This is a genomic window from Bacillus pretiosus (assembly GCF_051294775.1).
GTDB lineage: Bacteria > Bacillota > Bacilli > Bacillales > Bacillaceae_G > Bacillus_A > Bacillus_A wiedmannii.
Genome location: NZ_JBPPHF010000002.1, coordinates 332845 through 346953, shown reverse-complemented (window position 1 = coordinate 346953; position 14109 = coordinate 332845). Strand labels below are relative to the sequence as shown.

13 protein-coding genes and 1 pseudogene are annotated in these 14109 nt (G+C 36.3%); 3 read left to right on the top strand and 11 right to left on the bottom strand.

The genetic code is table 11. The annotated features are described in order from the left end of the window. Nucleotides 1–118 precede the first annotated feature (118 nt). Both ACSG5Z_RS10000 and ACSG5Z_RS09995 read right to left on the bottom strand, forming a co-directional pair. A complete protein-coding gene (locus ACSG5Z_RS10000; protein WP_001224961.1) occupies nucleotides 119–1342 on the bottom strand; it encodes an ABC transporter permease in 1224 nt (407 codons plus the stop codon). Nucleotides 1343–1344: 2 nt separating this feature from the next. Continuing rightward, nucleotides 1345–2229 carry an ABC transporter ATP-binding protein gene (locus ACSG5Z_RS09995; RefSeq protein ID WP_137014411.1) on the bottom strand — a complete coding sequence of 295 codons (885 nt, stop codon included), beginning with the start codon at nucleotides 2227–2229 and terminating at the stop codon, nucleotides 1345–1347. 343 nt (nucleotides 2230–2572) lie between these two features. Between ACSG5Z_RS09995 and ACSG5Z_RS09990 the strand changes: the two genes are divergently transcribed. Further along, complete coding sequence (locus ACSG5Z_RS09990; RefSeq protein ID WP_000782761.1) at nucleotides 2573–3400, top strand: 5'-nucleotidase, lipoprotein e(P4) family; 828 nt, start codon at nucleotides 2573–2575, stop codon at nucleotides 3398–3400. A gap of 24 nt (nucleotides 3401–3424) precedes the next feature. On the opposite strand, the pseudogene motB reads toward ACSG5Z_RS09990, so the two are convergent. After that, nucleotides 3425–4212 (bottom strand): annotated as a pseudogene (motB, locus tag ACSG5Z_RS09985) (flagellar motor protein MotB). Further along, nucleotides 4202–4996 carry a flagellar motor stator protein MotA gene (gene motA / locus ACSG5Z_RS09980; RefSeq protein ID WP_060488187.1) on the bottom strand — a complete coding sequence of 265 codons (795 nt, stop codon included), beginning with the start codon at nucleotides 4994–4996 and terminating at the stop codon, nucleotides 4202–4204. Before motA ends, motB begins: the two are co-directional and overlap by 11 nt. Nucleotides 4997–5261: 265 nt before the next feature. Here motA and ACSG5Z_RS09975 point away from each other — a divergent pair, with 265 nt between their 5' ends. After that, nucleotides 5262–6041, top strand: coding sequence for a M15 family metallopeptidase (locus ACSG5Z_RS09975; RefSeq protein ID WP_435711390.1), 780 nt, complete (start codon nucleotides 5262–5264; stop codon nucleotides 6039–6041). A 36-nt stretch (nucleotides 6042–6077) separates the two neighbouring features. Here the strand turns inward: ACSG5Z_RS09975 and ACSG5Z_RS09970 are convergent, their stop codons facing one another. From ACSG5Z_RS09970 to sdhC, 4 genes are all read right to left on the bottom strand, one after another. Next, nucleotides 6078–6524 carry an acyl-CoA thioesterase gene (locus ACSG5Z_RS09970; RefSeq protein ID WP_087985344.1) on the bottom strand — a complete coding sequence of 149 codons (447 nt, stop codon included), beginning with the start codon at nucleotides 6522–6524 and terminating at the stop codon, nucleotides 6078–6080. Nucleotides 6525–6617: 93 nt separating this feature from the next. Further along, entirely contained in the window at nucleotides 6618–7379 is a 762-nt protein-coding gene (sdhB, locus tag ACSG5Z_RS09965; RefSeq protein ID WP_001291830.1) for a succinate dehydrogenase iron-sulfur subunit, read from the bottom strand. Beyond that, the gene (gene sdhA / locus ACSG5Z_RS09960) at nucleotides 7372–9165 is read right to left on the bottom strand and encodes a succinate dehydrogenase flavoprotein subunit (RefSeq protein WP_000676749.1); all 1794 of its coding nucleotides are present in this window, start codon (nucleotides 9163–9165) and stop codon (nucleotides 7372–7374) included. Before sdhA ends, sdhB begins: the two co-directional genes overlap by 8 nt. A gap of 13 nt (nucleotides 9166–9178) precedes the next feature. Beyond that, on the bottom strand, nucleotides 9179–9805 hold the full coding sequence (gene sdhC, locus ACSG5Z_RS09955; protein ID WP_000678354.1) for a succinate dehydrogenase cytochrome B558: 627 nt from the start codon (nucleotides 9803–9805) through the stop codon (nucleotides 9179–9181). 300 nt (nucleotides 9806–10105) lie between these two features. On the opposite strand from sdhC, the gene ACSG5Z_RS09950 reads away from it, so the two are divergent. Then, nucleotides 10106–10555: a YslB family protein gene (locus tag ACSG5Z_RS09950; RefSeq protein WP_000042225.1), complete on the top strand. Its 450-nt coding sequence runs from the start codon at nucleotides 10106–10108 to the stop codon at nucleotides 10553–10555. 114 nt (nucleotides 10556–10669) lie between these two features. Here ACSG5Z_RS09950 and uvrC read toward each other — a convergent pair whose 3' ends face one another. From uvrC to etfA, 3 genes are all read right to left on the bottom strand, one after another. Beyond that, complete coding sequence (gene uvrC, locus ACSG5Z_RS09945) at nucleotides 10670–12454, bottom strand: excinuclease ABC subunit C (RefSeq protein ID WP_435711388.1); 1785 nt, start codon at nucleotides 12452–12454, stop codon at nucleotides 10670–10672. A gap of 147 nt (nucleotides 12455–12601) precedes the next feature. Next, on the bottom strand, nucleotides 12602–12916 hold the full coding sequence (gene trxA, locus ACSG5Z_RS09940) for a thioredoxin (RefSeq protein ID WP_001018945.1): 315 nt from the start codon (nucleotides 12914–12916) through the stop codon (nucleotides 12602–12604). 210 nt (nucleotides 12917–13126) lie between these two features. Continuing rightward, on the bottom strand, nucleotides 13127–14104 hold the full coding sequence (gene etfA, locus ACSG5Z_RS09935; protein WP_000101967.1) for an electron transfer flavoprotein subunit alpha: 978 nt from the start codon (nucleotides 14102–14104) through the stop codon (nucleotides 13127–13129). Nucleotides 14105–14109: the final 5 nt, after the last annotated feature.

The following is a 14109-nucleotide window of genomic DNA, read 5'->3' as shown; positions in this document are numbered from 1 at the left end:
CTGCACACCCTCCTTTGTATTCATTCTATTAAAAGACGACTCTTATTATTATATACTATTTTTAATTTATACATAAAGAAAAAGCATGATTCCAATAGGAAATCATACTTTTCTCTCATTATTGACGCTTTATAAACTTCGCTAAATCTTTAAATTTCACTTTATCTGAGTAATTCATTACGCCATTTACGTAAATGCGGCTTGTAACAGCACTTAAAATACCGATTGTCGCTAAAAGCCCCGCCAATGTTATCATAATTTCTAACATACCAGTTTCACCAGCTACGAAGCGTGAGAATGTAACCATCGGGGTAAAGAACGGAACATAAGAGCTTATAACAACGATAGTACTATTTGGGTCACCTAACGATTTAAGACTTATAAAGAATGCTGCAATTATTAAAATTGAAATCGGTAGCATTACACCTTGCAAATCCTCCGTCTTAGAAACAACCGCACCAGCAGCTGCATACATCATCGCATACAGGAAATATCCTGTAACAAAATAAATTAGGAACATACCGATTATTTTTGCATCTAACTTTGTAACATCAATTACGCCAAATAATGAACCATTTTCTAAATCTACCCACCCTAGTAAATAAGGAACTAAATAACCACATGCCAATATGACAAGTTGTAATAACGCCGTTGAAACAACCGCTAAAATTTTTGCATACATCATCGTAAGAGGTTTTACTTTCGGAATCATAACTTCCATAACGCGAGAAGCTTTTTCAGAAGCAATATTCATCGCAATTGTGCTTCCGAACGCAACAATAAACATATATAAAGCGAATATGAAGAAATATGCAATTCCGGCAGAGGCAGAACGATCTTTTATTGCTTCTTGTTTCACAGAAATTTCGGTTTGCAATTGTTGTGCAATTTCTGGTGAAACATTATGTTTAGCAACTGTTACCGCCATATATTTTCCCTTTAAATAACTAGCTATAATTGTAGAATTTGTTTCACTAGCGAACCCATTAAACATATACGTGACTTCTGGTACTCCATTCTTTTCAGTTACACGAAACAAACCGTCTAACTCGCCTTCTTCTACTTGTTTATGCAGTTTATTGAAATCTTCTTTTGAACCAATTGTTAATTTAGCTGATGGTAATAACTTAGTTAACTCTTCTTTTTGTATTTTATATGTAGAACTCTCTGTCACAACTGCAATTTTATCTTTATCCTTATTTTTATCATTACTTGAAGTAAAATGATTGAACGCAAAAATCCCAAAAACAATTAAAAATAAAATCGCGCTCATGATTAATGATTTTTTAGATAAAAATGCTTCCCTGAAATAAAATGAAAATACGTGAGAAAATTTACGCATCGTTATTTCGCCCTCTCTACAAAGATTTCGTTTAACGTCGGCTCTAACATTTTAAATTGTCGTAAGGTAACACCTTGTTCTTGCAACTGTTGTAAAATCTTTAGAGCTTCTGCATCATCTTGTACTTGCACATAAAGAAGACCTTGTTGTTTTTCATACGATACATGAATAGCTTCTAATCCCTTCGCATTCTCTTCTGTATCTTCAATCGTTAAATTGCGGAAACCGTATTCTTTTTTAATATCACTTAACTGGCCTTTTACGACTGCTTCGCCTTTTTTCAAAATACATACATGTTGGCAAAAAGCCTCTACTTGTTCCATACGATGACTAGATAAAATAATGGTCTTTCCGCTCTGTACTTGTTCTTCAATAATGCTAGCTAACATTCCAGCATTAACTGGATCCAGTCCACTAAATGGTTCATCTAAAATGAGAAGTTCAGGATTATGAAGAAGAGCAGCAATTAATTGGATTTTTTGCTGATTTCCTTTTGAAAGCTCTCCTGCCGTTTTAAATTTATATTCCGGTATTGCTAATCTCTCTAACCAGTGATCAATAGCAAGATCTACTTCTTTTTTCGACATTCCTTCTAATCTACCAAAATATCGCAACTGGTCTATTACTCTACTTTTTGTATATAAACCTCTTTCTTCTGGTAAATACCCAATCGTTACCCCACTAGTCCCAAATGATTTTCCATCCCATGTAATAGATCCTTCATTAGGCGTTAATAATCCGAGAAGCATTTTGATTGTCGTTGTTTTTCCTGCACCATTTCGTCCAAGTAATCCTAGCACTTCACCTTTTGGTAACGAAATTTGCAAACCGTTCACTGCTTTTGATTCCCCAAATAGTTTCGTTAAGTTCTGAATTTGTAAACTCAAAGTATAAAGCCTCCCCTTTAATATCATTCATACTCTCTCTCAAAGACTATGTTTATTCAGGATAAAATATAGCACTACACTTCATCCTCTTAGTATGTAACATCTCCTTAATCCATCATTTGTTCTATTTAGTTAAAATTGTAAATAATATCATGTCATTCGTCAATTATAATTGTCATTTCGACAATAAAAGTTGTCAAAATAATTTCCATTATTTTTCTCATCTTTCTAATATAGGACATACTACTATATATACAAAAGACAATATGCAAATGTTCATAAAAAAATTTTTATATTTTAATATATAATATAAGATGATTTTCTAACATCAAGGAGGATACATATGAAGATGAAGAGGGGTATTACCACTTTATTATCTGTAGCGGTTCTATCTACATCGCTTGTAGCATGTTCAGGAACACCAGAGAAAACAGTGGCAAAAGAAGAAAAAGTAAAATTAACAGAACAGCAATTAATGGCTGATTTATGGTATCAAACAGCCGGTGAAACGAAAGCACTTTACTACCAAGGGTACAATATCGGTCAATTGAAGCTTGATGCAGCTCTTGCAAAAGGGACAGAGAAAAAACCTGCTATCGTACTTGATTTAGATGAAACGGTTTTAGACAACAGCCCTCATCAAGCAATGAGCGTAAAAACAGGAAAAGGCTATCCGTATAAATGGGATGACTGGATTAATAAGGCTGAAGCTGAAGCCCTTCCAGGCGCAATTGATTTCTTAAAATATACAGAATCTAAAGGTGTAGATATTTATTACATCTCAAATCGTAAAACGAACCAACTAGATGCAACAATTAAAAATCTTGAGCGTGTAGGTGCTCCTCAAGCAACGAAAGAACATATATTACTACAAGATCCGAAAGAAAAAGGAAAAGAAAAACGCCGTGAACTCGTTTCGCAAACACATGATATCGTCTTATTCTTCGGTGATAACTTATCTGATTTCACTGGTTTTGATGGGAAATCTGTAAAAGATCGCAATCAAACAGTTGCAGATTCAAAAGAACAATTTGGTGAGAAATTTATTATTTTCCCGAATCCGATGTATGGCGATTGGGAAGGCGCTTTATATGATTATGATTTCAAAAAATCAGATGCTGAAAAAGATAAAATCCGTCGCGACAACTTAAAATCATTTGATGCAAAATAAAGAGGATGGCATTCGCCATCCTCTTTATTTTCCCTTCTCTATTAAAGGCAAGATAAACACTTCCACACGCCTATTCTTTGCCTTTCCTTCTTGTGTATCGTTTGGAGCAATTGAACGGTATTCTCCGTAACCAATCGCACTAAATTTTTCTGGTTGTAATTCTTTATTTTGGAGTAATACTTGCATAAAATTAACTGCACGCTGCGTACTTAATTCCCAGTTCGATGCAAACTGCGCATTGGCAATAGGGACATTATCCGTATGACCAGATACTGTAATCTCACGAGGTGACGCTGAAACAAGTAAGCTAGACATCTCTTTTGCAATCCCTAGTGATTCTAACTTCACATCTGCTTTCCCCGAATCAAACAGCACATTCTCTAATATTGTCACCATTAATCCCTTTTCAGTTAATTTAGTTTGAAAAGAAGAGGATAATTGTTTCTCATTAATATATTGATCAATCTTTTTTTGTAATGCTTTCAATTCATCCATTTCTTTTTTTCTTTTTCTCTAGCTTCTTCTTGTTTTTTTGCTTGTTCTGCCTCAAGGCTACTTGCTGATAATTCCTTTTCATCATTTGGCTTCTGATCACTTAAAAACTCTTTATTTCCTGTTCCACCTGCTAATTCGCTTCGAAATGCTACTGCCATCTGTTTGAACTTCGCAGCATCTATACTACTCATCGCAAATAAAACGATGAACAATGCAAATAACAACGTTAACATATCAGAATAAGGGATTAACCAAGTTTCATCGATATGTTCTTCGTGTTTTTTCTTTTTACCTCTTCTATTTTTTTTACTCCGCATTTTTTTCTGCTCCTTTTTCTAGCTTTTTACGTTCAGTTGCAGAAAGTGCACCTAAAATGCGGTTCTTCATAATAAACGGATATGTACCCTCTTGTAACATTAATAAACAATCAATAATTAAACGTTTTTTCTCTAATTCAGCTGCAGATTTTTGCTTTAGTTTATTTGCAAATGGATGCCATAATACATAACCTGAAAAAATACCAAAAATCGTTGCAATAAAAGCACCCGAAATAGCGTGACCTAACTTTTCAATATCAGTTAAATTGCCAAGTGCAGCAACAAGACCAATAACAGCACCTAAAACCCCTAATGTCGGTGCATATGTACCAGCTTGAGAAAAAATTGCCGCTCCTTTTGCATGCCTTTCTTCAATTGCTTCTAATTCAGCTTCTAAAATCTGTTCTAGATCTTCTGCGGATACGCCATCAATCACAAATTTCATACCACGCAAAAGAAATTCATCTTGAATTTTGTCCAATTGTTGCTCTAAAGACAAAATACCGTATTTTCTACTTTCTGATGTCCAATGAACAAATAATTCTAGCAACTGTTCATAACTTAAATCCTTTTTATTTGAACCAAAAAGAACTTTAAATAATTTTGGAACCCTTTTTAGTTGATTCATCGGAAATGCTATACATACTGCAGCAAATGTACCGATAAAAATAATTAATGCTGCGGCAGGATTCAATAAGGCATTTATGTCAGCGCCCTTGACGACCATCCCTACTACTACCGCTACAAATCCTAAAATAAGTCCAATAATTGTTGCAAAATCCATTCCCATTCACTCCTAGTCTATACAAGAAGTTCTTTATTCTCGATAATCGCTACATCTTCTTATGTATATATATTACATAAAAAATTCATTTCATGAAAGATAAGAAATGAATTAAATGAAAAAATACTACAATTTCACACATTTTCTGACATTTTCTTTGCATTTCTATTACGTTACGACTCTTATATTTCTTTTTCAGTAAACTAGACTTATAATAAAAAACGATACATATTTTATTAAGAAAGGACTGTGATTACAAGGTATCATGAAAAAGATAATCATTATTTCTGCCACTACTATTGTAATCGGTATCACTTCTTTCGCTTACTTTAGTTCTAAACCACCACTACAAAATGAGGCGAAAGCTGTCGAAAGTCAACAGCATAGTAATCACCAAAAAGAAGAGATTCCTGCTTTTCCAAAAGCTGATCATACTGCAAAGAAGCTAGAAAATGATTTTTCCGTTGTAACAAATCCAGAGTCTAATCTTGTCTTAGTTAATAAACATCGAAAACTACCAGACGGATACATACCTGAAGACTTAACAAGACCAAACGTACCATTTACTAGTCCAAAAGATAAAGAAAAAACATTGCTGCGTAAAGATGCTGCAGATGCGCTTGAAAATATGTTTGAAGCGGCAAAGAAAGAAGGACTTGAACTTACAGCTGTATCTGGTTATCGTTCATACAAACGCCAAAAATCATTACATGATACATACGTTAGACGTCAAGGAAAAGTTGAAGCTGATTCAGTAAGTGCCATTCCTGGTACGAGTGAACATCAAACTGGTTTAGCAATGGATATTAGTTCAAAATCTGCTAAATTCCAATTAGAGCCTATTTTTGGAGAGACAGCCGAAGGAAAATGGGTTGCAAAACATGCCCATGAATTTGGCTTTGTAATTCGTTATTTAGAAGATAAAACAGAAACGACAGAATATTCATATGAACCGTGGCATTTACGCTACGTTGGTAATCCATACGCTACATACATATATAAACATCATTTAACATTAGAAGAAGCAATGAAAGACAAAAAATAAGAGAGCAAATTGCTCTCTTATTTTTCTTTCACTCTATCATTGTAGTAATTTTTTCTTCCATTCTTCAGGCCATGGTTCGCCTTTTCCCGTTTTTTTCGATGCTTGAACCATCATTCCACGGCCGACTAAACAAGCCTCTCCTTCTGCATTCTTCACCATGTAATGCAAATCTAAAGAAGAATTCCCAACCGATCCCGCTTTTACATACACCTTCAACTGTTCATCAAAATATATTTGCTTAATAAAATTACATTGTAAATCTGCAACAACGATCATCGTTTCTGAAGATCCATGCGTCCATTCTTGCATAAATCCAAGTTCTTTAAACAATGCGATACGTGCTTCTTCAAAATAGGTAAAGGCAACGACATTATTTACATGCCCAAACATATCTACTTCACCAAAACGAACTTTTACAGGATTGTAAAATGAAAAACCACTTTCCCATCGCTCAAAGTCTTCAATATAAGAAATCCTCTTCATTGTTTCCTCTCCTTTTCGCCCTCAAAATAAACAGAATAAACAGAAAAATAAAGTTATAAATATTGCCTCTTCAACATGAAGAGGCAATATTTATTAATAGTTATTGTCGCTACCAAAGAAATCTTTAAACGATTGAATTGTTGTATCACGGTTTAATGCCGCAATTGAAGTTGTTAATGGAATACCCTTTGGACATGATTGCACACAGTTTTGAGAGTTACCACAGTTTGCAAGTCCTCCATCTCCCATAATTGCACGTAAGCGATCTGCTTTATGCATTTCACCCGTCGGATGTGAGTTGAATAAACGAGCTTGTGATAACGGTGCTGGTCCAATAAAGTCAGATTTACTATTTACGTTTGGACATGATTCTAAGCAAACACCACATGTCATACATTTTGAAAGCTCATAAGCCCATTGACGTTTCTTCTCAGGCATTCTTGGTCCTGGTCCTAAGTCATACGTACCATCAATTGGAATCCAAGCTTTAACGCGTTTTAGAGCGTTAAACATGCGACTACGGTCAACTTGTAAGTCACGTACAACTGGGAATGTCTTCATCGGTTTTAAGCGAATTGGTTGTTCTAACTGATCAATAAGAGCTGTACATGATTGACGTGGTTTTCCGTTAATCACCATCGAACATGCGCCACATACTTCCTCTAAACAGTTCATATCCCATGCAATCGGAGTCGTTTGGTTTCCTTTTGAATCAACAGGATTACGACGAATTTCCATCAGTGCCGAAATAATGTTCATATTTGGACGATATGGGATTTCAAACTCTTGGTCAAACTCTTGTGCATCTGGTCCATCTTGTCTCGTAATGATGAGGCGGATTGTTTTCTCAGACATGTTGCTTATCCCCCTTCTCTTCACCCTTAGCAGCTACATCATGTTTTGAAGAATAGTCACGTTTACGTGGTTTAATTAATGAAACATCCACTTCTTCGTAATGGAATGCTGGTGCATTTCCTTCTCCTTCAAATTTCGCCATCGTAGTTTTTAAGAAGTTTGCATCATCACGATTTGGGAATTCAGGCTTGTAATGCGCCCCGCGGCTCTCATTACGGTTATATGCGCCAATTGTAATAACACGTGCTAACTCAAACATATTTGCAAGTTGGCGTGTAAATGAAGCACCTTGGTTACTCCATCTCGCTGTATCGTTAATGTTAATGCGTTTGTAACGCGCCATTAACTCTTCAATTTTCGCATCAGTTTCTAGTAGCTTTTTATTTTCACGAACTACTGTAACGTTATCTGTCATCCATTCTCCAAGCTCTTTATGAAGAACATATGCATTTTCGTTACCATCAAGCGTTAAAATATTGTTAAATTTCTCTGTTTCGATTAATTCATTTTGCTCATATACAGTAGATGAAACAGCATCAGACGATTTAGAAAGACCTTTCATATACTCAATCGCGTTCGGTCCTGCTACCATACCACCGTAAATTGCTGATAATAGTGAGTTCGCACCAAGGCGGTTACCACCGTGCATAGAATAATCACACTCACCTGCTGCAAATAAACCTGGAATACTTGTCATCTGCTTATAATCAACCCATAGTCCGCCCATTGAATAGTGAACTGCTGGGAAGATTTTCATTGGTAGTTTACGAGGATCATCACCTGTAAACTTCTCATAGATTTCAATAATTCCACCAAGTTTAATATCTAGTTCTTTCGGATCTTTATGAGAAAGATCTAAGTACACCATGTTTTCACCGTTAATACCTAGTTTTTGCTCTACGCAAACGTCAAAGATTTCACGCGTTGCAATATCACGAGGTACAAGGTTTCCGTAAGCCGGATATTTTTCTTCTAGGAAGTACCATGGTTTACCATCTTTATATGTCCAAACTCGGCCACCTTCACCACGTGCAGATTCACTCATAAGACGTAATTTATCGTCTCCAGGAATTGCCGTTGGATGAATTTGAATGAACTCGCCGTTTGCATAATATGCACCTTGTTGATATACAGCAGAAGCTGCTGTACCTGTATTAATAATAGAGTTAGTTGATTTTCCAAAGATGATACCAGGGCCCCCTGTTGCCATAATCACGGCATCAGCTTGGAAACTTTTAATCTCCATTGTTTGTAAGTCTTGTGCAACGATTCCTCGGCACACACCTTCGTCATCAACAACAGCTCGTAAGAAATCCCAACCTTCATATTTCGTTACAAGTCCTGCTACTTCGTGACGACGTACTTGCTCATCTAATGCGTATAGTAATTGCTGTCCAGTTGTTGCACCAGCAAATGCTGTACGGTGATGTTGTGTTCCACCAAAACGACGGAAATCAAGAAGTCCTTCTTCCGTACGGTTGAACATAACACCCATACGGTCCATTAAATGAATGATACCAGGTGCTGCTTCACACATTGCTTTAACTGGTGGTTGGTTCGCTAAGAAGTCCCCACCATAAATTGTATCGTCAAAGTGGATCCATGGAGAATCCCCTTCACCTTTCGTATTTACGGCACCGTTAATTCCACCTTGGGCACATACAGAATGCGAACGTTTTACTGGTACTAAAGAAAACAGTTCAACATTTACTCCTGCTTCCGCCGCTTTAATCGTTGCCATTAAGCCAGCCAAGCCACCGCCGACTACTATAAGTTTCCCTTTCATGCTCTCCCACTCCTTACTGGTTTGCTAGCTGTGGATCGATGAACGCTAATAATGCACTCACACCTACATAAGATAGACCTAAGAATATAGCTAATGTTACATAAGTAGAGATTCTTTGTGAACGTGGAGATACTGTAATTCCCCAGCTGATGCAGAATGTCCATAGTCCATTTGCAAAGTGGAAAATTGTTGAAACAACACCAACTAAGTAGAATGCAAACATAGCTGGATTGTTTAAAATATCTGCCATCATATCATAGTTTACCTCTTTACCTAGCATTGCTTGAATACGAGTTTCCCAGACGTGCCAAGAAATGAAAATCAGTGTAACGATACCTGAAATTCTTTGGAAGACGAACATCCAGTTACGGAAATAACCGTAAGAAACCGCATTGTTCTTAGCTGTAAATGCAATATATAAGCCATATATAGCATGGTACAGTATCGGTAAAAAGATGATGAAAATCTCTAGCGCATACCGGAATGGAAGGAGCTCCATAAAGCCTGCAGCTTTGTTAAAAGCCTCTGCTCCTCTTGTTGCAAAGTTGTTTACAATTAAATGTTGCGTCAAAAAGACACCAACCGGGATGACCCCCATTAATGAGTGCCACTTACGAAACGTATACTCGCGGCCTTTCATGTCCCCATTACCCCCCTTGAATGTTTGACTGCTGTTTTCAGATTAGTTTACAACAATAATGTTTTTTCACTATTGGCATAAGAAAAACTGAAAAAATTATTCGAAATATTTCAGCATAATTTGATACCAAGTTCATTTTACTCCTATTTTTGTCGAAGCGTCAAGAAAACGTATACATAATTTGCATATAATTTGCCAATTCTTTTTCCCTTCTTATATATTCAGATTTTCCCAAAGAAAAATCTGTTTTTATAAATGAGAAATGTTATATAATAATCCCTATAGAAAGAGGGGAATATTGTGAGTAAAAATACAATCGATACAACATCTTTAGAAGATGTTTCATTGAACGCCTTCGCTTATGAATTGCTACGTGAAGAATTACTACCTGATTTAATCGGTAACGATTTAGATGGTATTTTATACTGGTCTGGTAGAAACCTTGCAAGAAAATATCCACTAGAAACAATTGAAGAAGTCATTCAGTTCTTTGAAAAAGCTGGCTGGGGCACTTTAAGCATTATTGAACATAAGCGTCGTGAAATGCAGTTCCAACTTAAAGGCACACTCATCGCTGAACGTCAAAAACAAAACAGACATTCTTCTTATCAATTAGAAGCTGGATTCATCGCTGAACAAATTCAAAAGCAACGAAACGTCGTTGCAGAGTCCTATGAAGAAAAGAAAAAACGTTCAGACTCTATTACATTTCTTGTGAAATGGGATATAAAAGATCTCATTGAAGTGTAGCATTACCTACAGTCAACTAGACATATAAGTTTAGTTGACTTTTTTGCATTTTCATTCAGTTGGGTTTATTTTAAATCTTCAGAAATTATACCAGGAAATAGAAGACGTTGTAAACTACAACGTCTTCTTATCCGCTAAATAAGTATAAATCGTCTCTGCGACATTTTTCGGCATACCCGCTTCGACAAATTCCGTTACAGAAGCTTCTTTCATCTTTTTTAGCGACCCAAAATGTTTCAACAATATCTTTTTTCGTTTATCTCCAATTCCAGGAATATCATCCAGTGCTGATTGAATGACAGATTTCCCGTGTAATTGACGATGGAATGTAATTGCAAATCGATGCACTTCATCTTGAATGCGCTGCAATAAATAAAATTCTTGGCTATTTCGCTCAAGCATCACAGGTTCAGGTGGATCTCCAATAATTAAATGGGAGGTTTTATGTTTGTCATCTTTTACAAGCCCTGCCATCGGAATATATAAACCGAGTTCGTTTTCTAGAACATCACTTACAGCTGCCAGATGCCCTTTTCCGCCATCAATAATGATTAAATCTGGTAAAGGCAAACTCTCTTTCAGTGCCCTTGTATAACGGCGTCTCACAACTTCTCTCATAGACTCATAATCATCTGGTCCTTGAACCGTTTTAATTTTATATTTCCTATATTCTTTTTTAGCTGGTTTCCCATCGATAAAAGCAATCATTGCAGAAACAGGATTTGTCCCTTGAATATTTGAGTTATCAAACGCCTCAATACGATAAGGTGTTTCAATCCCGAGCCGCTTCCCTAAATGATCTACCGCCTTAATCGTTCGCTCTTCATCACGTTCAATTAAGTAGAATTTCTCTTCAAGAGCAATCTTCGCATTTTTATTTGCTAATTCTACAAGATCTTTTTTCTTACCACGTTTCGGCTGTGTCGCTTCAACTTCTAAAAAGCGCTCTACTAACTCTGAGTCTATACTTCCTGGAACGACAATTTCCTTCGGCTTAAAATGACTGCTGTTCTCATAAAATTGACCGATAAACGTTAAAAATCCCTCTTCTGGTTCATCGTAGATTGGAAACATAGAAACATCACGTTCAATTAGCTTTCCTTTTCGAACGAAGAAAACTTGAACACACATCCATCCTTTATCAACTGCATACCCAAACACATCACGATCCACTAAGTCACTCATAATCATCTTTTGTTTTTCCATAATCGCATCAATATGCGCAATTTGATCCCGCAACTCTTTTGCGCGTTCAAATTCTAGTTTCTCTGAAGCTTCATACATCTTTGTTTCTAATTCTGAACGAACTTCTTTATGCCCACCATTTAGAAACTTAATAATTTCATCTACAATTTCTTTGTTTTGTTCTTCCGTCACTTCTTTCACACAAGGTGCTAAACATTGACCCATATGATAATATAAACAAACTTTATCTGGCATATTTGAGCACTTACGAAGCGGATACATACGATCTAGCAGTTTTTTCGTTTCATGAGCTGATTGTGCATTCGGATAAGGACCAAAATACTTTCCCTTATCCTTTTTTACATTTCGCGTAATAAGTAATCGCGGCTGTTTCTCAGCTGTAATTTTAATAAAAGGATATGTTTTATCATCTTTTAATTGAATATTATATTTTGGATCATGTTTTTTTATTAAGTTTAACTCTAAAATGAGAGCCTCTAGATTTGAGGAGGTTACAATATATTCAAAATCTACAATTTCTCCTACAAGCCGCAGTGTTTTTCCATCATGCGAACCAGTAAAGTACGAGCGCACACGATTTTTAAGCACTTTTGCCTTTCCGACATATATAACCGTTCCTTGCTTATCTTTCATTAAATAACAACCAGGTTGATCTGGTAAAATAGCCAATTTTTCTTTTAAATGTTCGTGCACTCGTTACCCTCCATTTCTACATGCTTAGCATCTTTATTTTCACATGAAAACATACTATGCCAAAACACCCAACATACGTTCTTTTATTGTAACGGAAAGGTGTAAAAAAAGAAAATAAAAAAGGCTACCAAATGGTAGCCCTTTATTTTAGAAGTGTTTAGAAACTAATTCTACTAACGCTTCTTTCGGTTTGTAACCTAACGCTTGATCAACTACTTTACCGTCTTTTAATACGAAAAGAGCTGGAATGCTCATTACTTCGAATTGACGAGCAGTTTCTTGGTTTTCATCCACGTCTACTTTTACTACTTTTACTTTTCCGCCTAATTCTGCATCAATTTCCTCTAATACAGGAGCGATCATTTTACAAGGTCCACACCAAGGTGCCCAGAAATCTAATAATACAACACCTTCGCTAGTTTCAGCTGCGAAGCTTTGGTCATTTGCATTTACAATTGCCATTTTATTTCCTCCTTCAAGTATATTCTACCAAGAGTATATCATTAACTTATATACGTGGCGAATAATATGTATCGTTATGTATTGTAACAAAAAAGTGTTCCTTTATACTATATAAAAATACAGATTAAATACTAAAAAGATGAGAGACAGGGGATCTCTCACCTTTTCTATATATAGGGGTACTTCACTTGGAACTCAAGGGTACTCAAATCATGAATGTACTTTTAACTTTTTAAACTCTTCTGTTAAAAGAGGTAAGACTTCAAATAGATCGCCAACAATACCATAGTCAGCTACTTTGAAGATACTTGCTTCTGGGTCTTTATTAATCGCAACGATTATTTTTGAGTTAGACATACCAGCTAAATGCTGAATCGCACCAGAAATACCGCATGCAATGTATAAGTCTGGCGTAACAACTTTACCAGTTTGACCAATTTGTAATGAGTAATCGCAATACTCAGCGTCACAAGCACCACGAGATGCTCCAACAGCGCCGCCTAATACGTCAGCTAACTCTTTTAATGGCTTGAATCCTTCTTCACTCTTCACACCGCGTCCACCAGCGATAATAACTTTCGCTTCAGAAAGGTCAACACCTTCTGCCGTCTTACGGACGACATCTTGAATAATTGTACGTAAATCTTTCACATCTACTGTAATAGAAGACACGTCACCACTGCGAGACTCATCTTTTTCAAGCGTCGCAATGTTATTTGGACGCACTGTCGCAAATAAGATACCGTCTGTTACAATCTTCTTCTCAAACGCTTTACCAGAGTAAATTGGACGAGTAAAGATAACATTTCCACCTTCAACATCTAAAGCAGTTACGTCAGAAACTAGACCAGCTTCAAGCTTCGCTGCTAATTTTGGTGATAAATCTTTACCCAGTGCTGTATGTCCAAATACAATACCTTCTGGCTTTTCTTCAGCATATACAGCTGAAAATGCTTGTGCATAACCATCAGATGTATATGATTTTAATTTATCATTTTCAACTGTCACAACGCGATCTGCACCGTAATGAATCAATTCATTTGCAAAAGAGGCAACGCTGTCTCCAACTAGAAGACCTACTACTTCACCGCCTTCTGCAATTGTTTTTGCTGCTGCTACCGCTTCAAACGAAACGTTACGTAGCGATCCATCACGAACCTCACCCATTACTAATACTTTACGAGCCATAGATT

What these genes read in the sequence shown, in the direction of transcription:
- ACSG5Z_RS10000 (WP_001224961.1), bottom strand. Translation starts at nt 1,342, where the DNA reads ATGCGTAAATTTTCTCACGTATTTTCATTTTATTTCAGGGAAGCATTT.
- ACSG5Z_RS09990 (WP_000782761.1), top strand. Translation starts at nt 2,573, where the DNA reads ATGAAGATGAAGAGGGGTATTACCACTTTATTATCTGTAGCGGTTCTA.
- motA (WP_060488187.1), bottom strand. Translation starts at nt 4,996, where the DNA reads ATGGATTTTGCAACAATTATTGGACTTATTTTAGGATTTGTAGCGGTA.
- ACSG5Z_RS09975 (WP_435711390.1), top strand. Translation starts at nt 5,262, where the DNA reads ATGAAAAAGATAATCATTATTTCTGCCACTACTATTGTAATCGGTATC.
- ACSG5Z_RS09970 (WP_087985344.1), bottom strand. Translation starts at nt 6,524, where the DNA reads ATGAAGAGGATTTCTTATATTGAAGACTTTGAGCGATGGGAAAGTGGT.
- sdhB (WP_001291830.1), bottom strand. Translation starts at nt 7,379, where the DNA reads ATGTCTGAGAAAACAATCCGCCTCATCATTACGAGACAAGATGGACCA.
- sdhA (WP_000676749.1), bottom strand. Translation starts at nt 9,165, where the DNA reads ATGAAAGGGAAACTTATAGTAGTCGGCGGTGGCTTGGCTGGCTTAATG.
- sdhC (WP_000678354.1), bottom strand. Translation starts at nt 9,805, where the DNA reads ATGAAAGGCCGCGAGTATACGTTTCGTAAGTGGCACTCATTAATGGGG.
- trxA (WP_001018945.1), bottom strand. Translation starts at nt 12,916, where the DNA reads ATGGCAATTGTAAATGCAAATGACCAAAGCTTCGCAGCTGAAACTAGC.
- etfA (WP_000101967.1), bottom strand. Translation starts at nt 14,104, where the DNA reads ATGGCTCGTAAAGTATTAGTAATGGGTGAGGTTCGTGATGGATCGCTA.